This window comes from Pseudomonas sp. Irchel s3h14 (assembly GCF_900187425.1).
Classification (GTDB): domain Bacteria; phylum Pseudomonadota; class Gammaproteobacteria; order Pseudomonadales; family Pseudomonadaceae; genus Aquipseudomonas.
In genome coordinates, this window is record NZ_FYDJ01000010.1 from 145,444 (window position 1) to 166,063 (window position 20,620).

General features: G+C 57.2%; 15 protein-coding genes and 2 pseudogenes. 13 read left to right on the forward strand and 4 right to left on the reverse strand.

Annotated elements, in window-relative coordinates; all coding sequences use genetic code 11:
- The first annotated feature begins 23 nt into the window (after positions 1–23).
- Positions 24–4,844: a dermonecrotic toxin domain-containing protein gene (locus CKW16_RS19910; RefSeq protein ID WP_095129986.1), complete on the forward strand. Its 4,821-nt coding sequence runs from the start codon at positions 24–26 to the stop codon at positions 4,842–4,844.
- Between the two features lie 98 nt (positions 4,845–4,942).
- On the forward strand, positions 4,943–5,947 hold the full coding sequence (locus tag CKW16_RS19915) for a FecR family protein (protein WP_095129988.1): 1,005 nt from the start codon (positions 4,943–4,945) through the stop codon (positions 5,945–5,947).
- Between the two features lie 54 nt (positions 5,948–6,001).
- On the opposite strand, the gene CKW16_RS19920 is transcribed toward CKW16_RS19915, so the two are convergent.
- Entirely contained in the window at positions 6,002–8,347 is a 2,346-nt protein-coding gene (locus CKW16_RS19920; protein ID WP_095129990.1) for an acylase, read from the reverse strand.
- A 244-nt stretch (positions 8,348–8,591) separates the two neighbouring features.
- On the opposite strand from CKW16_RS19920, the gene CKW16_RS19925 reads away from it, so the two are divergent.
- A complete protein-coding gene (locus CKW16_RS19925; RefSeq protein WP_095129992.1) occupies positions 8,592–8,963 on the forward strand; it encodes a fe2+ zn2+ uptake regulation protein in 372 nt (123 codons plus the stop codon).
- Positions 8,964–8,982: 19 nt separating this feature from the next.
- Here CKW16_RS19925 and CKW16_RS19930 read toward each other — a convergent pair whose 3' ends face one another.
- Positions 8,983–9,171 carry a hypothetical protein gene (locus CKW16_RS19930; RefSeq protein ID WP_008024801.1) on the reverse strand — a complete coding sequence of 63 codons (189 nt, stop codon included), beginning with the start codon at positions 9,169–9,171 and terminating at the stop codon, positions 8,983–8,985.
- A 157-nt stretch (positions 9,172–9,328) separates the two neighbouring features.
- On the opposite strand from CKW16_RS19930, the gene CKW16_RS32345 reads away from it, so the two are divergent.
- From CKW16_RS32345 to CKW16_RS19955, 6 genes are all read left to right on the forward strand, one after another.
- The gene (locus CKW16_RS32345; RefSeq protein ID WP_176471577.1) at positions 9,329–9,466 is read left to right on the forward strand and encodes a hypothetical protein; all 138 of its coding nucleotides are present in this window, start codon (positions 9,329–9,331) and stop codon (positions 9,464–9,466) included.
- 250 nt (positions 9,467–9,716) lie between these two features.
- Positions 9,717–10,958 (forward strand): MdfA family multidrug efflux MFS transporter, encoded by a 1,242-nt coding sequence (locus CKW16_RS19935; RefSeq protein WP_095129994.1) that lies wholly within the window; start codon positions 9,717–9,719, stop codon positions 10,956–10,958.
- 21 nt (positions 10,959–10,979) lie between these two features.
- Complete coding sequence (locus tag CKW16_RS19940; RefSeq protein WP_095129996.1) at positions 10,980–12,110, forward strand: acyl-protein synthase; 1,131 nt, start codon at positions 10,980–10,982, stop codon at positions 12,108–12,110.
- A 1-nt stretch (position 12,111) separates the two neighbouring features.
- Positions 12,112–14,514, forward strand: a complete 2,403-nt coding sequence (locus tag CKW16_RS19945; protein ID WP_095129998.1) for an acyl-CoA reductase — start codon at positions 12,112–12,114, stop codon at positions 14,512–14,514.
- 63 nt (positions 14,515–14,577) lie between these two features.
- On the forward strand, positions 14,578–15,867 hold the full coding sequence (locus tag CKW16_RS19950) for an AMP-binding protein (RefSeq protein WP_095130000.1): 1,290 nt from the start codon (positions 14,578–14,580) through the stop codon (positions 15,865–15,867).
- Positions 15,867–16,820 carry a GNAT family N-acetyltransferase gene (locus tag CKW16_RS19955; protein ID WP_095130065.1) on the forward strand — a complete coding sequence of 318 codons (954 nt, stop codon included), beginning with the start codon at positions 15,867–15,869 and terminating at the stop codon, positions 16,818–16,820. Before CKW16_RS19950 ends, CKW16_RS19955 begins: the two co-directional genes overlap by 1 nt.
- Here CKW16_RS19955 and CKW16_RS32645 read toward each other — a convergent pair.
- A pseudogene (locus CKW16_RS32645) lies at positions 16,809–16,952 on the reverse strand (LysR family transcriptional regulator); the annotation flags it as partial. The gene CKW16_RS19955 and the pseudogene CKW16_RS32645 overlap by 12 nt on opposite strands.
- Before the next feature lie 60 nt (positions 16,953–17,012).
- Between CKW16_RS32645 and CKW16_RS19965 the strand changes: the two are divergent.
- Positions 17,013–17,552: pseudogene (locus CKW16_RS19965) on the forward strand (LysR substrate-binding domain-containing protein); the annotation flags it as partial.
- A 39-nt stretch (positions 17,553–17,591) separates the two neighbouring features.
- Here CKW16_RS19965 and CKW16_RS19970 read toward each other — a convergent pair.
- Positions 17,592–18,122: a hypothetical protein gene (locus CKW16_RS19970; protein WP_095130002.1), complete on the reverse strand. Its 531-nt coding sequence runs from the start codon at positions 18,120–18,122 to the stop codon at positions 17,592–17,594.
- Between the two features lie 502 nt (positions 18,123–18,624).
- On the opposite strand from CKW16_RS19970, the gene CKW16_RS19975 reads away from it, so the two are divergent.
- From CKW16_RS19975 to CKW16_RS19985, 3 genes are all read left to right on the forward strand, one after another.
- Positions 18,625–19,071 (forward strand): DUF411 domain-containing protein, encoded by a 447-nt coding sequence (locus tag CKW16_RS19975; RefSeq protein ID WP_095130003.1) that lies wholly within the window; start codon positions 18,625–18,627, stop codon positions 19,069–19,071.
- Entirely contained in the window at positions 19,071–19,505 is a 435-nt protein-coding gene (locus CKW16_RS19980) for a YqaA family protein (protein ID WP_095130005.1), read from the forward strand. The genes CKW16_RS19975 and CKW16_RS19980 overlap by 1 nt, the downstream gene beginning before the upstream one ends.
- 85 nt (positions 19,506–19,590) lie before the next feature.
- Entirely contained in the window at positions 19,591–20,616 is a 1,026-nt protein-coding gene (locus CKW16_RS19985; RefSeq protein ID WP_095130007.1) for an alpha/beta fold hydrolase, read from the forward strand.
- The last annotated feature ends 4 nt before the right edge of the window (positions 20,617–20,620 follow it).

Below are 20,620 nucleotides of genomic sequence, written 5' to 3' on the forward strand. Positions count from 1 at the left end.
TCGCAGCACATCGAGGAAAAACCATGATTGCTCCCCCACTGCCGTATTTTTTCGACGAGGCAGAACTTGCATCCAATGCCAAACAGCCCGGTGATCGCGAGAAAGCGCTGTACTTCACGCTTGATGACCTGAAGTGGTTGAAGGTTGTGTATCTGGCGACGCATGAAGTCCGTATCGCCAATAACAAGCCCATGCACGTCGATCAGCTGCTTTTAAGCGTGCCTGATGCGCCCGATATCCCCCTGGCCGGCGCTTTTGCCATGAGCCAGCCCAACGATGGAGAAGTCACGCTCTACACACCGTGGAAAGGCCTGATCAAATTCGCGGACATGGACGACCTCAAAAGTAGGCTCAAGGAATGGTTGGCACAGCCCACTGGGAAGCGTGAGTTATTGCGCTTTCTCTCCATCGAACAACGCAGCGCTTTACCCGCCGCCACTGCGCCAGACATTGCCACGCAAATAATCGAAGGGGCGGTGTTCCAGGAGCAGGAGCTCACCCTCGAGCGCAATCAGGCTCAGAACATCAAAACTATGATGGGTGAGCTGATCAAGTTGCCAACACTGCAATCGATGCTGGACGAGACCCTCAAGAACGCGTTGTACAAACCGTTTCCCAAACTGGACCAGCGCCTTACTCGACTGAAGAGCTTTGTCATGCCGACTTCAGCCTTCGGCAAAGATTACCCACACACGCTTTCCTCGCAGTCACTGAGCGATGCCCTGCTGCATTTCTACCTGACCAACGACTGGCCAACTGGCGATTCCAGAGTCTTTTCCAATCCCCAACACAGTGTGAGCAGCGACGCCGATAACCAGGCCTGGGAAAGCGCAGTCAAAGAGATCGCGCAAAGTTTTACCCCTCACTTGCAAAGCCTGCTCAAGACGTTCTGGAACACACCGATGAGCAACGGACAGTCACGCTCGGCGTTTTTTGCCGAGGGTTTGCGCGATACCTTTCACGTGAAGCTTTTGCTTCAGCGTCAGCAAGGTGTTCTAACGACGCAGGAATACCTGCGACTGATGAATGTCAGCCTCGAACCTGCAACCGTCGATCCTCTTCGCATCGAAAAAGTGCGTGTCACCGCGCCCTTCAAGCATTACGCGCAGCTGGCCTCGACCTTGATGATCGGCAGCCGCGAAACCCTGGGCTTTCTGTACACCCAGTCCAGAGGCATCGAGGCGACGAGCGACCTGCCCGCTGTCAGGAAAATCGTCCTGGAGATGATGAAAAGCGAAGGCCACGAAGACACGCTGTTCAACTTCATGTCTTTTGACGAACGCGGCACGTTTCTTTCATTGGAGCCGGATAAGCGCGTCATTGTCGGTGAACCGATCATCAGCCCGGTGTTTGAACAATTGATGGACGACATCCTTGGCAAACAACGGGAGAACCTGTCCCACGCGCTGCGCCGTTACCGTGAAAGCGAAGGTACACAGGATCCCCATGCCTTGATCGACAAGGCACTGGATGTCCGGGGACTGATCGACGATCGACTGCTGGCGGCCGATGCCGCGGGACGCTGGAGCACACACGCAGACCAGCGCTGGAGCGCGCAACCGGCCACCGTTCGTGCCGAGTCGGCCAAAGAGCAACTGGCCCGACTCTCCTCCGTTAAGGTGGCGCTCGACCAACTCCTCGAAAACCACCCGGTCATTCCCCCAACCACCCGCACGATTGCCGAAGCGCAGCGTATCGTCAATTCGTCAGTCGAGAGCCTGCAATCGAGTTTCACTCATACCCTGTCAACGGCATTGCGCAGTGAATTGAAGCTGCACACCGTCATGCGCACCCTGGGTGCGACGGAACAGGCGATCATCAAAACCGTGCTTGATACCCCGGTACGCTTGCAGCGAGCGGCATTGAACGGCTTTTTGCCGGACGTATTTTCCTTGGCGCTGAAGGCAGGCGACTCCGCTGCCCCGTTAAAACTGGCCAGTTGTTTTGTGCTGACCGAACGAGGTGGCCTGGACCTGTTGCATTCGGGCAAGGCAATTCTGTGGACGCCTGCGTCGGGATTTGAAGCCTACAAGGCGTTGGCACCGCTGCTGACCGAGCTGGGGCGACGCCTCAAAGACGACGATGATCGCACCACACTTCTGGAGAACCTTGGACGCAGCGAGCGATTGCCTGGCAAGCACTACACCCTCGCCCCACTACAGCGAATAGATCAGCATTTTCTCGATCAGGTGCAAAAGCCCTATGTCCAGCTGGACCAGGCGTGCTTCACCCGTGCGCTGGCCACGAAGCTCCCCGCGACGACCCTGGCCAGTCTTCTGAAGCTGGTGGCGTTACGCCAACCGATGACCGGGTTAGACCGCGCGACGGACATTGCCCAATCCCTGACCACTCAGCAAAAACTGCCGGCATGGCTGGCCAAGGCGTCCATCAAAGATCAGATATTGCATGGGGAGTTGCTTCAGCAATACCTCAACAACGTCACCGACGACCAGGATTACCTCACCGGCATACGCTCCCTGGCGCGCACGGCTCACCATGCACTTGAAAAACAACTCAAGGCCGATAAGTTCGACATCGATCCGGACAAGGTCCAGATCCTGATCAGCGCACGGCCGAGGTCTGCGGCCAGCATCCAAACCTTGACCGACTTTGCATTGACCCACTTCAAGAATCTGGACATAACCCATTTCAGTCGGGTGTCGCTGGATAGCACCGTGATTCCCGAGGAGATGGACCAAAGCTACATCAGAGACCTGATACGAAACTTGAAGCTGGGCGAACATCAGCAGAAAACATTGAACGAAGCCTTTGCAGACACCCAGGCAAACGCAGCGGACCGCAGGAAGCGGTTTTACACGCAATTGCCCTGGCAGTTGATGCATTACGCCCACACGGAAAAACTGCAGGAGCGCCTGAGCGAGACGGGGTTTGATCTGATACGCCAAGTCATGGACATGCCTGACGCTATCGCCCGCGCGGCAGTCGATGGTGCCCACGCGATCATCCGCCCACTTGAGCTCCTGGGCATCAAGAGTGAACAGGCGGTCAAAGTGCCAGGCGTCTATCTGATTGGCTCATCGGCCGATAGCACCGCACCACAGGTCCTTGTCGCGCCTCACAGCCCTCGGCACGGGGTGAAAGAATACAAGAATGAAACACAACTGCTGACTGAACTGAAGACCCGCGGCAGTCTGTTCGACTGGGTACTCATGAACCTCCCGCAGCCTGATCGGATACAGCTTGAGTACAGGATGGCCACCTCCAGTACCCGCCTCCCCGAAGTGACGCTGGCGTCCAATCCGATCAAGGGGAATCTGTTCAAACACTTGTTCAACGACAACGTCGAGTTATTAGTCCGATTGCTCGGTTGTCAGACCGATGACAACAAGCAGGGTGAATGGGCAACCATCAAGCATGTGCTGGGTGAAGATTTGCATGAGGCATTTACGTTCTTGACGGGCAAGCTTGCCTACCCGATCACGGTGTGGCGCAGTTACCAAGACATCAAGCAGTCCGCCGAAGACCTTCAAACGCACAAATGGGGGGCGGCGATAAAGGAATTTATCAGCGGCATTGCACAACTGGCCTCGTTGCGGCAATCGATGGAGGATCCAGTGAAGGAGCCTTCGACGACCAGCGCGCCCGCGCCAGAAACGCCCAACACCCGACTCAAATGGCAGGACATCGATATCACCGCACCCGAGCGCACGCAGCTGAAGCGTCAGGAGAGCATTGACGTCGATCTGGGTTCGCTGACACACGACTCCAAGCTTGGGCTCTACTCTCATCCGTCGTCAAAAAAACACTACGGGCCGGTTGAAGGCAAAGTCTATCCCGTCGAAAAGCACGGCACCCGCTGGCGTATCGGCGACACAAAAAACCGTGGCCCTTATCTACGTCTGAACGAATCGAAGCAATGGGTTCTGGACAGGGGAACACCGGCACCCCGCTTCAGCCTCATCAACCGGATACAGAACGCGATATCGGCTTGGGGAAGCATGCATGTCGAAGCACATGGAATGACCCAAATCCGTCAAATTTTTCCGCAAAAGGCTCGTCAGGTTGACGAGGCGCTGGATCTGGCAACCACCTATGCCTGGAACAGCTTTCGCAACCTGCAACTGCTGAAAACGTCTGACGGCACGGTCACCCCCGTGCATCGGCTCATCATGGATTTTATTGATGTGCCTGCAGTGACGGACGCACATGTGGAGAAGCTCGAAAAAGTCCTGGGCGACATTTTTGCGGCCTTGTTGGAACCCACACTCAGAAAGCCGAACTCCAGGCGTTTTGTGGTCGGAAAACTTCTCGACAACGCGGAAAACTCCTTCGGTTTCACCCTTCCAAAGGACGTAAACAGGAAAATTTACCTGGCAGAGAAATTCTTCTTTCCCAATTTCGACCTCTACCGCGAACATCTATCCGACGCCGCCTTCCCCATCAATACTCATGCCCGGGCAGCAACCCTGATCCATGAGCTTTCGCACATTGCATGCAACACCGAAGACATTTCTTATCTCGATTCCAGCAGACCGTTCGTCGACCTGATAGGAACGGCCAGTACTTTCGCCACTGAGCTCAAGACTGCCTTAAGCGAACTTCAGGGCAGCGCACTGTCAATCAAGACGCCTTATACACAGCTGTTCAAAGTCATGAACCCTGATGACGGGGAATGGGAGGACCTGGGTGATACTTCTGATGAAAATACTGATCGGATAAAGAATCATATCTTGACCTTGACCGGCGAGGACAACCTGAGCGGTGCCCGTACAACCTTCAAAAAAGATCCACTGATCAGACTGGCGGTGCAACTCGCTAACGCCGACAGCGTGACCTGGCTGATCACTCATCTGGGGCGCCAATTGCACACCAGCACCCCGTGAGATTTAAAAATAAGTGCCAGTTTGATGGGCAAATGCCATGACGGTTGTTCTCGCAGACTTCCTCACAAGGTTAGAATGCAGGAAATCAGGATGAGTCAATGACCGACAACCCTCTCTCGCAAGCCGAATATGACGCTGTCACCGATGCCGCTGCGCATTGGTGCATGCGTCTGCACGCCAACGATTGCACTGCTGAAGAGCGGCTGGCGTTCGAGCAATGGCATGACGCTCATCCGCTTCACGCGTTCGAGTACGAGGCCATGCTGGAGATCTGGGATGTCGCGGGGGACCTCCCGCGTCCAGAAACCGTGGTGGTCCCGATGGTCCGCGCCAAACCTGCTACGCCTTGGCGCACCTTCGGTATCGCCGCCGCGGTTTGCGCCATGGCGTTGCCATTGGCGGCCTATAGCGGCTGGAACCTGGGCTGGCTGCCCAATTCCTATCAACATTTCGAGGCGAACGACAATGTCCGCCAGGTCACCCTGAGCGATGGCAGTCAGGTGGAACTCAACCTGGGCAGTGAGCTGACGTTCAGCAACTACAAGGATCAGCGTCGGATCACGCTGGAAAAAGGCGAAGCCTTCTTCAGCGTCAGTCACGACACTCGACACCCCTTCATTGTCAAAGCGGCCGAAGGCAGGATTCGGGTCACCGGAACCAAATTCAACGTCTGGATGTATGAAGATCAGGTACGCGTGAACCTGATCGAAGGTTCGGTGCTGGTGAGCAGCAATGATGCCCTGACGGGAGACGGCTTGCGCCTTGAGCCCGCGATGCAGGCGAGCTTCAGACGCGGCGACTTCACTCCCCGGATCAGTCAGACCTACGACAATGACAACTCACTGGCGTGGCGCAGCGGAAAACTGGTGCTCGATGATCTGGCACTGACCGACGCACTGCCATTGATCAATCGTTACTTGAGCAAACCGGTGATGGTGGCCGACAACAGCACCGGCTCGATTCGTATCGGCGGCATCTACAACATCAAAGAGCTCAACAACCTGGTGGCGTCCCTGCCCAAGGTATTGCCGGTCTACCTGACCCGCAACAAAGATGGCAATCCGGTCCTCAATTCCATTCCGCAGCAAACCCCAAAAAGCTGAAGGCCGCGACCCCTGTGGGTGCGGCCTTCATTCCTGGTTCAAGCATTCTCAGCGTTACTGTGCGGCCACCTTCCCGGTTTTTGCATCCTGCTCGTGGATTGTCTGAACCTGGTACTGCGGATCGGACGTGATCTGCTGCTCGGTGAACGGCAACACACTCAACTGTTTCCTGGAAAATGCCACGGTCTGGTCTCTGGAGTACTGGGAGGCCGGATCACTGGATAGCGAGAACGCCAGCAGGCCCTGGGCCTGCGGTCCCTTGTCATCGAAAGTCACCACCTGCAAATAGCTGGTACCGCTGACGACTTCGAGTTTACCGTCGGTTCTCGGCACGCTCTGAATGGCGTTGTAAACCCCCAGAGTGCCAGGTCCACCGTGAATCGGCGTCTGCTGGCTGCCACTGCTGACCACCTGGATATCACCCCAGCGGCTATCGGCCTTGAGCCCCATCTTGTTCACCTGCGCGACCGACGCCAGCATCGCCTCGCGAACCGCCTTTGCGACGTCCGGGCGATCGAGCGCCAGGCCACTCGGGGTGTGTTGCGGGTCTTTCGGATCGAACGCCACACGCCAGAGATCAGGCGTTTGCTGTAGCGACTCCATGACATTCTGGAAATGCACAAACCCCAAACCACTGTCCAGATTCGCACTGCGATCCCAAGCCTTGAGGCTGGCACACAGCGGCGTGAGCGCGGGCGCATCGGAACCCAGTGCCGCCGCACAGAACTGCAGAAGATCCGGTATCACTTGAGCCGCCAGATACACCTGGTCGTCCATCACCATGCGTTGCAGATCCGCCGCTGCTATTGGTCCGGCCTTGTTCAACCTATTCAGGCGATCCAGTGCAAAACGTGAGCGCAGCCCCAATGGCTGGCCGTCCTGGCTGATCAGTGGCGAAAAACCGGTGAGCGGTTGCGCCGGGTTGGCCATCCAGGCCGAATCGTTGGAGTGCTGCACAAAATCCTTGCGCAACAGCTGCGGCAACTTGTCTGCCGCAAAAATGCCTTTTTGCGCAGCCTGCGGGTCGATGTCCCAGGCACAAGCACTATTGGAACCGTCGAGGACGATCATCTGCAACCCGGCCCGCGGATCACTGCACGTGGCCAGTTTGTCGGCACTGACGTTCGGCACGACCGAGAGGTTCATGTACAGCGTCTGCCCCTGATCATCCGTCGCCAGGGTGTTGACCCACGGGATCCCCTGGATCTTGTGCACCGAGGCCTGCAACTCTTTGAGGCTGACCGCGCGGTTCATTGCATACCACTGCTGCAAGACCCGGTCGTTGTCCAGATTGGCGTCGCGCAGGCTGTAGGCGAACTGGTTGTCCCAGTCGAGTTTTCCGGGCCATTGCACGATCGGGCCGAACTGCGAACTGTAGACCACATGAGAAATCGGCCTGGTCTGGCCATCCGGTTGTTTCACGTTCACGGTCAGGGTCTGTTTCTTCATGGGCAATGACTTGCCGTCAAGCAGATAACGGGTTGAGTCCTTGGGATCGAGTTGCAGGCGATACAAGGTGAAATGCTTGGACGAGTCCACGGTGTGGGTCCACGCCAAGTGCTGGTTGAAACCGATGTTGATCATCGGCAGCCCCGGCAGCGCCGCGCCCATCACGTCCAGTTTGCCGGGAATGGTCAGGTGCATTTGATAGAAACGCATCCCGCCTACCCAAGGGAAATGCGGATTGGCCAGCAACATTCCCCGGCCGTTGAAAGAGCGTTCACTGCCGACTGCCACGGCATTGCTGCCGCGATCCAGGGCAAAACGCTGCATGCGCGAGGCAGCCACCTGGAACGACACGGGGTCGCCTGCCATATGAGTAACGGCCTTGGGTGGCGTCGCACCGGCCAAGGCTTCGGCAAACTGCCCTACTCCGCCTTCGACCAGCAGACGCCGCGTCAACTTGACCAGATCCTGGGCGGCTATCTCGCGCACCCAGTCGCCCTGACACTGCTGCGGCAAACCCTGCGCCCGACGCTCGGTCAGCAAACGGTTATAGCCCGCCACATACCCTTCGATGAGATCGCGCACTTGCGGGGTTTGCGCCTGCCAGAAACCCTCGACGGCCTGTGGCGTGTTCAGCCAATTGAAAAACAGATCGCTGACCAGGTTTTCGCGCTCTTCAACGGTGAACTGATCCGGGCCGAAATAGCGTGAACGTTCGCCGTTCACGGTAGTGATCTCATTGGCCAGCAGGCACAGGTTGTCCTGAGCGTAGGCGTAACCAATGCCATAACCGAGCCCGCGCTCGTTGTCGGCACGGATATGCGGCACACCGAAACTGGTCCGGCGAATGTCGGCGCTCGCCTGCTCTGGCTGACTGCGGGAGTTTGCCGCAAGACTTAAGCCTACCAACACGCCTGCAAGGCTCAACCGGGTTAACTGCCTGGAAATAATCACGCTCGCTCCTGATCGAAAAGACAAACACCCTGCGTCATACACGCACTGCGCCTTCCCCTAGAAACGAAACAAATGACAAAAATTTAGGCCGCGAAAGGCGCGTTTCACGGGCATCTCACAGGCCGCTGACGTGATGGCGACAAAATTTCTACATTCGAGGCTTCATTATTTGCCCTGCTCATACGTCTTATTGATTGAGAGCACCCATCACATTTCCTGGCCGGCTCGAAAAAGGAGTTTTTGCATGTACAACTCGCAACTGCCAACGGACGGTAGCAATGCGCCAAAGGGCTCTGCCATGGGCTCCGGTGTTTTCAGTCAACGAAGTGAGCGCAATGGCAACGAGCGGATCAGACTGCTGCTCAAGAGCTTTGGTCTGCGAACCAGTCTGATCCGCCTCAAAGTCATCGACGCCTTGCTGACCGCCGCCGAAAGCGACCGTAGCCTTGGCGTGCGCGGCGTGCACAGCCACTTGCTGGACCTGGATATTCCCCTGTCCTTTCTCAGTGTGCGGGAAGTATTGAAACGCTTGTGCAGCGAAGGCGTGATCACGCTCAATCCGGACAAAAGCTACAGCCTGCATCCGCACGCTGCAGCCATGCTCCAACGCGAGTGATCCGCTCAAGGTGCGTCGTTCAGGGTTTGACCTTGCGACGCATCACGCCATTGATCACCACCACGATCACCGCCACGCCGATGGCGATGTACTGAAACAGCTTCTCGCTGATGACGCCTGCGTTTTGCAGATACGAAAGGCCGAACATGATCCCCAACACCACGAGGGAGATCAGAATCGAGTATTTCAAACGTTGCGACTGAGTCATTGCGAGTTCCTGAACCTGAAATATGTATCCGATTTGTATCAGAGCGCATGCCAAGCCCCTACCTTTCTCCGGGGATGGGACGCTACAAACGGGGTCTCATGTTACAGCCGATGAAGAGATTTGGCTTCATAGTGGCGATAACCATGAGGATTTAGAAATGTTCCGTCGAATCACACTGCTGATTCCCCTGCTCGTTCTCCTGACACTGAGCGGCTGCATCGTTTTCCCCCACGGCGGCTGGCACGGCGGCCACCATTACGACCGTGGCGGGCCGGGTTATTACCAGCATCGATAACGTGAATAATTGAACCTTCACTTGTAAGCTAAATACCCCATCCGATAACTGCTAAATAAATGCCCGCCCTGTCGCGGGCATTTTTCGTACGTGCATATTCACCTCTCCCTACCCATCGAATATCGAAACATATCGAAAACAATTGAAACCTTGAGTCTCAATAGTTCATTGGAGCTATTCATATTCAATGATTAGTCTCGGTGCGTCGCAACAACCCCGTTATTAAACTTCGAGCAAGAACAGGGATGCCATGCACAAGCCTTTAATCAATATCAGCCCCCACCATTTGTTTGGCTTTTGCCTTGCATTAACTTTTTTCGAACTGCTGACCTATATGGCCAGCGACATGATTATGCCAGCCATGTTGACCGTCACTGAACAACTGGATGCCAGTCCCGATCATGTCCCCTACGCCTTCAATCTTTATCTGGCCGGCGGCATGCTTCTGCAATGGCTGATTGGCCCGCTGTCTGATCACTTCGGCCGCCGCCGGATATTGCTCATCGGTTGCGCGGTATTCGCCCTGGCCTGTGCCGCCGCGTTCTACGTGCAAAGCATTTATGCGTTCAACGGCTTGCGACTGATTCAGGGCATGGGGTTGGGGTTTGTCATCGCGGTCAGCTACCCGGCCCTGCAAGAAGTTTTCTGCGAAGCCGACGCGGTCAAAATCATGGCGTTGCTGGGGAACGTTGCGCTGCTCTCCCCGCTTCTGGGGCCGTTGCTCGGCAGTCTGCTACTGGAATGGCTGTCCTGGCGGGAATTGTTTTTACTGCTGGGTATTGGCGGCGTGATGGTCTGGCTCGGGCTTTACCTGTTCATGCCGGAAACCGTGGGCACCTTGCGCCACGACGGTCAGCGACTGGAACCCGTGCGTTTTGAATGGCGCGGCACCGTGCGCCGCTATGTCGCGTTGCTGACTAACCCGCAATTCCTGTGCGCCGCTGTCGCGCTGGGCGTGATGAGCCTGCCGTTGATTGCCTGGATCGGGTTGGCGCCGCTCTTGCTGATCCACAACCAGGGGCTTTCAACGCTGCACTACGGCCTGTGGCAAATCCCGGTGTTTGCGGCGGTCATTCTCGGCAATCTGATCCTCAACCGACTGATTGCCAACACTGAATTGCCACAATTGATTCGATACGCGCTTTGGCCGTTTTGCGGCGGGCTCATCGCGCTAGTTGCCGTCAGCTTCTACGGCGCGTCGACAGCCGTGCTGATCAGTTGCCTGGCGCTTTACGCCGTTGGCCTTGGCATGAGCAATGCCGCGTTGTACCGGCTTGCACTGTTCGCAAGCGACGATAGCAAAGGTCTGGTCTCGGCCATGATCGGCATGATGTCGATCGCCGTCATGGGCGGTGGCGGCTCGATTATCGCTGTAGCCGGCGCCGGTAATAGCCACGAATCCTTTGCCCTGATGGTTGGTATTGCAGGGCTTCTTTGCCTGCTTCCTCTGCGGCTGTTTCTGCGGCGTTCTCACATCGCGCTTGCCGTCTGACACCACAACGTAGGTCTTTTGATGATCCATTTACCCCACACCGATGCGCTCTGCGCGTTAACGCAACCCTATTGCCTGGATTCAGTGCCCGACGGCCTGTTCGACCAGGCGATAGGGGAAATCAGCCTGTTTCATTGTCACCACACGCCTGGCTACGAACGCTGGCTAAACGCCAACGGGCTCGATGCCCAAGACCTGGAGACACTGGATGACTGGTCCAGGTTGCCACCGATTTTCGCCAACTATTTCAAACGTCACTTGTTGTTCGGCCCCACCGGCGAAGGCGCGCTGGAGCTGACATCATCTGGCACCAGCGGCCAGAAGAGTCGCATGCGCTATGACCCTCGCAGCATGGCGGCGGCCCAAGGCATGGTGAGCCACATTTTCCGGCACTACGGCTGGGATACGCCGGACAGCCCCTGCAATTATTTGCTCCTGAGCTACGAGCCCGAGGCGGCCATCACCTTGGGCACTGCGTACACCGACCAGTTTCTTTGCGGCTATGCACCCGTCAATCGGGTCGTCTACGGATTGCGCCTGACGGGTAACGGTCATCAGTTCGACCTGTTTGGTGTTGTTCGCGCCTTGCAGGAGTTTGCCGACGAGGGCTTACCCGTGCGGATTCTCGGATTTCCTGCGTTCCTTTCCCATGCGCTACAGCACATGGAAAACACCTGCGCACCGAATCTCGAGCTACCCGCACAGTCATTGGTGTTTTTGGGAGGCGGCTGGAAAACCCAGGCAGCGCAGGAGATTCCCCTGCTTGAGCTGTATGCCCGAATCAACCGGCAACTGGGTATCGACCTGTCCCGCTGTCGGGATGGCTATGGCGCCGTCGAGCATGCCGTGCCCTATATCCAATGTGCCCGCCATCATTTTCATGCCCCCATTTACTCGAAGGTTTTCGTACGCAACCCATCCGATTTCACGGTCCAGCCATACGGCCAGCGCGGCTTGCTGGAATTCGTCTCCCCGTACATTTCGTCAAGCCCTGCGCACGCTGTGGTCATGGGCGATCTGGCGACATTACACCCAGGCGCAAGCTGCGGATGCGGTCTGACGACCGATTGGTTCGAGCTGCACGGACGTGCTGGCACCACCGCCAGTCGCAGCTGCGCCATGGCGGCCTCAGACCTGCTCGGAGGGACTTGATATGTACCTCATCAATGGCCAACTGCGTGATGACGCTACCCCGGAAAGCGCCCTCGACTGCCTTCGAAAACAATTACCCAGGTTGCTTTCTGCACCGATCGACAGCGAGACCGTCATCGAGGCCGCGGTACGTTTCGCCAGGCAGTTACAGACCCGCAGCCTTAACCTGCCTCTGGACGACGATCAATGTCAGGGGCTGATCGAGTTCTGCCAGCGCAGCAACCTGAGCACGAAGCTTGAGCGAGAACTGGGTGCGCAACCCCGTTCGCTGAGACGTATCGACTACCAACAGCCGCACTTTGAAAGCTGGCACCCCTTGGGGCTGGTGGTACATGTGACGCCGGGCAATGCGCCGATGCTCGCATTCTGCGCGGTTCTCGAAAGCCTGCTGGCCGGTAACATTAACTGGTTACGCCCCAGCGCCAGCGATGCGGGTTTGACTGCGCAATTGCTGGCTGCCTTTGTGAAGTGCGACACCAGTGGCAGGCTTGCCGAATTCGTCGCAGTGCTGCCCGTGGGCACTTCCCGGATAGCCGAACTCTGCGCTCAGGCCGATGGCGTGTCAGCCTGGGGCGGTGAAAAGGCGCTCAAGGCAATTCGTCAGCAGATCCCCACCGGATGTCGCTGGATCGATTGGGGGCACAGGATCAGTTTCGCTTATCTGTCGCCTGACGCGGCCAGCCCTTCGGCGCTGGATGCGTTGGTAGATGAGGTGTGCAGTCTTGATCAGCAAGCGTGTTCCAGTCCGCAATGGGTGCTGGTGGACAGCAACGACCCGGCCATCCTGCTGGACCTGGGCGAGCGTTTGAGCGATGCCTTCAAACGTCGCGCGTCGCACTGGCCGGCGCTGTTGCCCACGGATCAGGAGGCTTGCGAGATCACCACCCGCACGGGCATGGCGCAACTGGATTACTGTTTTGCGAACCAGAGCGGCCAAGTCTGGGCCGGGCACGGATGGCGGATCATCTGGGAACACCATCAGACGCTCGCGCCTTCTCCGTTGTTTCGTACGGTGCTACTTAAACCCGTACCGCAACACTTGATCACCGAGACGCTGTTGCCCTGGCGCACTGTCCTGCAAAGCTGCGCACTGATTTGCTCTGCGACAGAAACGCCAGGACTTGTGCGAACGCTGGTCAACGCTGGGGTCACCCGTATTGCGCCTTGCGCGGGGATTCATGACGGCTATGTCGGTGAGCCCCATGATGGTGTCTACGCGTTGACGCGTCTGAGTCGCCGCCTCTCGGTGAGTCTGTCGCCGGCTGTTTTGCCAGGCCGGGCAACGCTCGACCCGATCCCGCCCGCCCCCGACATCGCGCATGCACCGATCATGGACAAAAACGCTTTCACAACCCAGCCGATTGGCACTGCGGCACAATTGTATTTTCGCTCAGGAGGAAGCAGCGGCACTCCGGCCCTCGCCGGTTTCAGCTATCGCGACTTTCAACGGCAGATGCGCGCAGCGGCAGACGGCCTGTTCGCCGCCGGGCTCGATCCTTCACAGGACCGGGTCATGAACCTGTTTTACGGCGGCAGCCTGTACGGAGGCTTCCTCAGTTTTACCAAAATACTGGAACAGATGGGCGTCACACATTTCCCCATGGGCGCGCCCCAGGACGATGACTTCAGTGAGATCGCCCAACTGATCGTTGACCAGCATGTCACCGTGCTGATTGGCATGCCGAGCACCTTGCATCGTCTGTTCTTCAACGAGCAGGCCCGACTCCGCACGTACGCAGGTATTGGCAAAGTATTCCTCGGCGGCGAGCATCCGGGCCAAACCAGCCTGAGCCTGATGGAAAGCTGCGGGGTCTCGATGATCCGCTCGGCGATCTATGGTTCCGTCGATGCCGGCCCCTTGGGGCATGCGTGCGCAGCCACCGCGAACGGGGTGTTTCACTTGATGTGCGACACCCAGTATCTGGAAATTGTGCAGATCGAACAGGATGAACCGGTTCAGGCTAATGAGATCGGTCGCCTGCTGTTTACTTCACGAGCACGGCAAGGCCAAACCGTGCGCCGATATGACGTGGGCGACACCGGTCGCTGGATCCCCGGAGCCTGTAAGTGCGGGCTGGATTCACCCCGATTCGAACTGCTCCAGCGCCACGGCAAACTGGTGCGAATGGGCACGGAGTTCATTTCGCCGTCGGCTCTGCAGGATAGCGTCGGCGCGCCCATTCAGATTGTTCTGGACCACACCTCTGATGGCGTCGAGCGACTCAACGTTCTAACGGATGCAGACATCAACCAGGTTCGCAACGCATTGCTGAGCCATGAAGCGCTGGCAAATGCCGTAAACGCCAACCTGTTAACTGTCGAAGTTCAAGTGTGCACAGAGCAAGCATTCACTCGAAACAAACACAGCGGCAAAACACCCTTGGTTATTGATAAAAGAAAATAAAAATACCACCAGCCACACTTGTTTTTTAACCGTCTAGACGCCTGATATAAAAAAGAGAATCCAGTGAAATCAACTTATTCGCTCGAACAACTGCTGCCTTATATACGGCAACAGTCAAACTTCTACCGCCAGCAACTGGAACACTTACCGCCGCAGGGCATTACGTTACAAGATCTACCGCTGACCAATGTGGCGGACTATTGGGCTGACAGCCATGACTTGAGTCATTGGCCGGTCCTGACCGGAAAGGTCGATGATGCGCTAGTGTTTAAAGCCGGCGGATCGACCAGCCAGGGCAAACTGACGGTTTATACCTATAACGAATGGCAAGAACTGGTCAGTACGTTCGGAGAAAGTTTCTCCTCTCAGCTGAACGACGGCGACCGTGTCGCCAATCTGTTTTTTTCCGGTGATCTTTACGCTAGTTTTCTGTTCATCCACGACTCACTGGCGCACGTCAGGCGATCGATCTGCGAGTTTCCATTTACCGGGCACGTCGAGCTGGACGTACTGGCCGATGCGATTGATCAGCATCGGATCAACGTGCTCGTCGGCGTACCGGCACAGCTGCTGCGACTCGCTGCCTACCTGAACCAGCATCGGCGAGTGCTGTGCGGGGTTGATACGTTGCTGTATGGCGGCGAAAGCCTGTTTGCCCCGCAGGTGGCAATCCTCACCGACGTGTTCCCCAACGTGCGCATCGCTTCAATTGGCTATGCCAGCGTAGACGCCGGCCTTATCGGGGCCAGCGGTCGCGACTGCGCCTTGGGCGAGCATCGGGTGTTTGAACCACATACCGTGCTGGAGATCGTCGATGAACTCACCGGTGAAGTCATCGAAGAATGCGATCGCACCGGATTATTGGTGGTAACCAATCTTTCTCGCCGGCTCATGCCACTGCTGCGTTATCCGGTGGGCGACCGCGCGTGCTGGCGCGAACCCGGCTCAACCCCAAAGCGCAAATTCGCCCTCAAGGGACGTAGCGTGCACAGCCAGCGAGTGCGAATCGGGGTGCTGTCGCTGCTGATCGATGACATCCAGCAGATCGTCCAACGCATTGCCCACAACGACCAATGGCAATTGCTGATCGAACATGACGGATACAAAGATATTTTGAGTGTGAAGTGGGTTCCCTCAGCGCTATCAATGGCCATCGTACCGGTGTGCCGAGAGTTGTACGAGGCGCTGGTTGAACACTATCGCGCCATCGAGGAACTGAGCCGCGAGGGCCTGTTGGAGCTGCGAGTGCTGTCCTGCGATGTCACAGCCCTGAAGCTTCACCCACGCTCCGGCAAACAACTGCGAGTCCTGGACTTGCGCGTGTATGACGCACCGTCGCCGGAGCCCGCATGATGTCGCATTTGATTTTTCGGCCCTATCGGCCATCCGACGCACGTGCCGTGAGCCAGTTGTTTCGCGAGGTCTATGGCGATCATTACGTTCAGCCGGATGTTTACTTGCCAAATATGATCAATCAGCACAATGCCGAGGGGCGCTGGAGGTCGATGCTTGCGGTGGACGACGTACGCGTTCTAGGGCATGCCGCGTTGTGCCATGACACACCTGCAGACACCACAGAGCTGGCCCTCAGTGTGGTACATCCCGCCGCGCAGGGGCAGAGTATCGCGACCCGTCTGGGACGGGAGTTGCTGTCGCGGTCCGGTCCCATGGGGTTCAAGAGCGTCTCGATCAAACAAGTGACACATCATCCCTACACGCAACGCATGGCAGCAAACATCGGCTTCCACAGCACGGGTTTGCTTCCTGACTACGTCCCTTCGCCCTTCGCTGAGCCGCTGCCGGAAACCATCGTGATGGGTTGTTACGTCGTCGAAGGACATACGCGTCCACTCCCCGACATCCCATGGCCTGACAGCTGCCGGGGGTTTATGCAGCACGTGTGTTCCGTATTCGGGACTCATCCGGACACGACGCCGTTGTCTTCTCTGCCCTTGCAACTCAAGCAACACCATCAAAGATTCGACATGGTCATTCAGCGTTTGACCAAACGTCTGCTTGACCAGATCCGGCAATTGCCCAGGCACTGGCTGATCTCGGCCAAACTCGAACTGTCACAGCACTTTGCCCAGGACTCGCGCAATTTGGCGGCCCTTGGCTTCACCTTTACCGGGCTGATGCCTACATCAAACACCAATGGGTGGTTCGCACTGTTTCATCGAGGGGCGCAGTCTCGACACCTCAACCTTCACTGCCCGCACATGCAACGCTTGCATGACGATTTACAGCAAAACGCCAACACGCAGAGTAGCGCCGAAGCGCTGAACAGAGCCCGCTCAGCCGCGTGAGTCTTTTCGATAAAAGTCATTGCCCGGCTGCGCGCAAAGCTCCACCAGCCAGTCGACAAACACCCTCACCCGCCGGGACAACTGGCGGTGTGGCGGGTAGAGCGCCGTCAGCGGCATCCCCGGTGTCGGCACCGTATCGCTTCCAGCGCTTGCAAGTCGTCGCCGCTGAGCTTCACATCCAGCGCGGCCACACGGTTGCTGGCGGACCTGGAGGAAACCGAAGCGGTGTTCAGCGCTGCGCGCAACAACCCCAAGGGGCTATTGCGAGTAGACATGCCGGCGGGGGTGGGACGCTTGATGGTGATCCCGGCATTACCGCAATTTACTGCCCGGTATCCCTTGATCGAGCTGGAAATCGGCTTGAATGACCGGCCTGTCGACCTGATTCGCGAAGGCGTCGATTGCGTGCTGCGGGGCGGCGCGTCGCTGGACGATTCACTGGTGGCGCGGCCGATGGCCATGCTGGACCAGGTCACGTGTGCCAGCCCCGACTACTTGAAGCGATTCGGAACGCCTCAGTGTCTGGCTGACCTTGAAGGCCATCAGATGGTGGAGTACTTCTCCAGCAGCAATGGCAAGCGTTATGGGCTGGAATTCATGGTCAATGATCAGGTTCAGGCCATAAATCTACCCAAGCAAGTCTCGGTCAACAGCGCCGATGGTTACCTGGCCGCTTGTGAGGCGGGGTATGGTCTGGTCCAGACCCCGTATTACCATGTCGCCCGACGCCTGGCCCATTCGACAGGTTGAGTGGGCCAGGACAATCGGGCGTCACGCCTTGGAGCTGACGCCCTTGTCGGTCGGCACAGATGTGCCATTACCCTTGCCGTAAGCTTGTAAATTCTGCAGTACGTAGATCGCCTTCTTGTATTCCGGGATCAGGCCCGTGGCGTACTTGTCACCCTTGATACTGTTGTTCTGGATGGTGTCCAGCTGGGTGGCGAAATACTCTAGTGCGTTGAATTTCGCCTCCGGGTCTTTCTGTACGCCGAACCGGTCAAACTTGTCACCGGCGTTGATTAGCGTCATCGACGTAATATCAGAAATCAGGCCTTTGGCTTTCAAGAAGGCACTGAGATTACCCAGTTGTTTGGGGGTGACGTTTTCCGGGTCGAAGCCTTTGATGTTTCTGTGCAGTTTCTGCTCATCCATCAACTTCGTGTTCAGCGCGCTGGGATCGCTTCCCACCAATGCCAGCATTTGCTTGACCCTGGCGCTGTGCGTCACAGGCTTTCCGGCGCCTGTGTCCTTGACCAGCAAACCTGCCTTGGAAGTCCAGGCCCCGGTATAGCCGATAGTCATGACCGAACTCCCGACTGCGCTACCTGATGCAGACGTCCGTGTGAGGCGACCATAAAAAGTTCCTTGTTTAGTCTGGTTTAGAGCGCGCGAGTATCAGCCTGGCCACTAGCCACACCAACAATTATTTCCGACTTTTTACAATTCTCATACATTTACGATACAAACGGGCAAGTGCCCTGTTTCATTGGCCTATACATTAAATTAGAAAGTGGTACAGACACTAAATATGTACTACTAACCTGTTGGTTAGTTAGTTTGTATCCATAACGACACTTTTCACTGCACACAGTCCGTCACCTCGCGGCGATCCCTTGAGTGCTGTCCCCGGCACTCAGCGGCCAACCTGACAATCTTGTAATGTGCGCCTCATCTGACTGACAGCTTTGATCTACGATGATCAAGCTGCCCAGTTTTGTATTACTTCGAAACACACCTTGAATGTCTGTCCGCTAAAAATGGTCAGAATGCATTTTTTTGGCCGCAATTCGAAACGAGATTCCCCATGCGAACCCACCTGCGTCTGGTCGCCCTGAGCGCCCTGTTCATTTCCTCCCTGGCCCAGGCCGCCGACCTGATCCCGATCGAGGTTCACCGCGATGCCAATTGCGGTTGCTGCAAAAAATGGATCAGCCATCTGGAAGCCAACGGCTTCAAAGTCGATGATCGCGTCGAAGCCAACATGAGTGATTTCAAGCAACAGCACGGCGTGCCTCCGCGTCTGGCGTCGTGCCATACCGGCTTGATCAACGGCAAATTCGTCGAAGGCCATGTCCCCGCCGACCAAGTGCTGGCCTTGAGCAAGCGCGACGATCTGTTGGGCGTTGCCGCCCCCGGCATGCCCATGGGTTCACCCGGCATGGAAATGGACGGCATGAGCGATGCGTATCAAGTGATCGGTCTGAAAAAAGACGGCACTGACGTGGTGGTGGCGGACTACCCCGCCCATTGATGTTCGGTGCGTACATCGGGCTGTTCTTCGCCGCATTCGGTGCAGCAACCTTGCTGCCCTTGCAGTCCGAAGCGCTGCTGGTGGGGCTGTTGCTCAGCGGCAAGTATTGGCTTTGGTCGCTGCTCGCCGTGGCGACGTTGGGCAATGTTCTGGGGTCGCTGGTGAACTGGTGGCTGGGGCGCGGTATCGAGCGGTTTCGTGATCGGCGCTGGTTTCCGGTCAGCCCGCGCCATCTGGAAAAAGCCCGGGTCCATTATCAGCGTTACGGTCATTGGTCGTTGCTGCTGAGTTGGGTGCCCGTTATCGGCGATCCGCTGACCTTGGTGGCCGGCGTGATGCGCGAGCCGCTGGGGCGATTCCTGCTGATCGTGACCCTTGCCAAAGGCGCCCGTTATGGTGTGTTGGCCATGGCCATAGTGGGCTGGATGGGTTGAACGATTATCCACGGCGATTGCCTGTGTTTAATGTCGCCCTAATCGTGCCTATCCAGCATCGGCCGATTTCCAATGGAGTTCACCCATGTCCCACACCCACTCCCGCTGGCTGCCCGGCCTGCTGCTGACCGCTGCATTGCCTGTCATCGCCCACGCCGAAGGTCCGGAATATGGCCCGGAGCTGCAAGGTTTCGAGTACCCCTACACGGTCAAGCATTTCGCCTTTGAGTCCCAGGGCAAATCCCTGCAAATGGGTTACATGGATATCGCCGCCCACGGCAAGGCCAATGGACGCAGCGTGGTGCTGATGCACGGCAAGAACTTCTGCGGTGCCACCTGGGACAGCTCGATCAAGGCCCTGAGTGAGGCCGGTTACCGGGTCATCGCCCCGGACCAGATCGGTTTCTGCACCTCCAGCAAACCCGACCATTATCAGTACAGCTTCCAGCAACTGGCGACCAACACCCAGCAATTGCTCAAGGCCCTCGGCATTCAAAAGGCCAGTGTTCTCGGGCATTCCACCGGTGGCATGCTCGCCACTCGCTATGCGCTGCAATACCCCGATCAAGTCGAACAACTGGCACTGGTCAACCCCATCGGCCTGGAAGACTGGAAAGCCCTCGGCGTTCCCTATCGCACGGTTGATCAATGGTACGAACGCGAGCTCAAACTCACGGCCGACGGTATCCGCACCTATGAACGCAACACCTATTACGGCGGCCGCTGGAAGCCGGAATTCGATCGTTGGGTAGACATGCTCGCCGGGCTGAACAAAGGACCGGGGCATACGCAGGTGGCGTGGAATTCGGCGCTGATCTACGACATGATCTTCACCCAACCGGTGTACTACGAGTTCAAGGACCAGAAGGTGCCGACCCTGCTGCTGATCGGTACATCCGACACCACGGCCATCGGCAGCGACATCGCACCGCCCGAGGTCAAGGCGAAAATCGGTCACTACGACGTGCTCGGCAAGCAGGTGGCGAAACTGATTCCCCAATCGACGCTGGTTGAATTCCACGGCATGGGCCACGCGCCGCAAATGGAAGAACCGGCGCAATTTCACCAGGCGCTGCTCGCCTGGCTGAAAAATACCAACCCCGTTCATTGATGAG

Bases quoted from the DNA above. Each gene is read 5' to 3' on its own strand.
- CKW16_RS19910 (WP_095129986.1), top strand. From the start codon at position 24: ATGATTGCTCCCCCACTGCCGTATTTTTTCGACGAGGCAGAACTTGCA.
- CKW16_RS19915 (WP_095129988.1), top strand. From the start codon at position 4,943: ATGACCGACAACCCTCTCTCGCAAGCCGAATATGACGCTGTCACCGAT.
- CKW16_RS19925 (WP_095129992.1), top strand. From the start codon at position 8,592: ATGTACAACTCGCAACTGCCAACGGACGGTAGCAATGCGCCAAAGGGC.
- CKW16_RS19930 (WP_008024801.1), bottom strand. From the start codon at position 9,171: ATGACTCAGTCGCAACGTTTGAAATACTCGATTCTGATCTCCCTCGTG.
- CKW16_RS32345 (WP_176471577.1), top strand. From the start codon at position 9,329: ATGTTCCGTCGAATCACACTGCTGATTCCCCTGCTCGTTCTCCTGACA.
- CKW16_RS19935 (WP_095129994.1), top strand. From the start codon at position 9,717: ATGCACAAGCCTTTAATCAATATCAGCCCCCACCATTTGTTTGGCTTT.
- CKW16_RS19940 (WP_095129996.1), top strand. From the start codon at position 10,980: ATGATCCATTTACCCCACACCGATGCGCTCTGCGCGTTAACGCAACCC.
- CKW16_RS19945 (WP_095129998.1), top strand. From the start codon at position 12,112: ATGTACCTCATCAATGGCCAACTGCGTGATGACGCTACCCCGGAAAGC.
- CKW16_RS19955 (WP_095130065.1), top strand. From the start codon at position 15,867: ATGTCGCATTTGATTTTTCGGCCCTATCGGCCATCCGACGCACGTGCC.
- CKW16_RS19970 (WP_095130002.1), bottom strand. From the start codon at position 18,122: ATGACTATCGGCTATACCGGGGCCTGGACTTCCAAGGCAGGTTTGCTG.
- CKW16_RS19975 (WP_095130003.1), top strand. From the start codon at position 18,625: ATGCGAACCCACCTGCGTCTGGTCGCCCTGAGCGCCCTGTTCATTTCC.
- CKW16_RS19980 (WP_095130005.1), top strand. From the start codon at position 19,071: ATGTTCGGTGCGTACATCGGGCTGTTCTTCGCCGCATTCGGTGCAGCA.
- CKW16_RS19985 (WP_095130007.1), top strand. From the start codon at position 19,591: ATGTCCCACACCCACTCCCGCTGGCTGCCCGGCCTGCTGCTGACCGCT.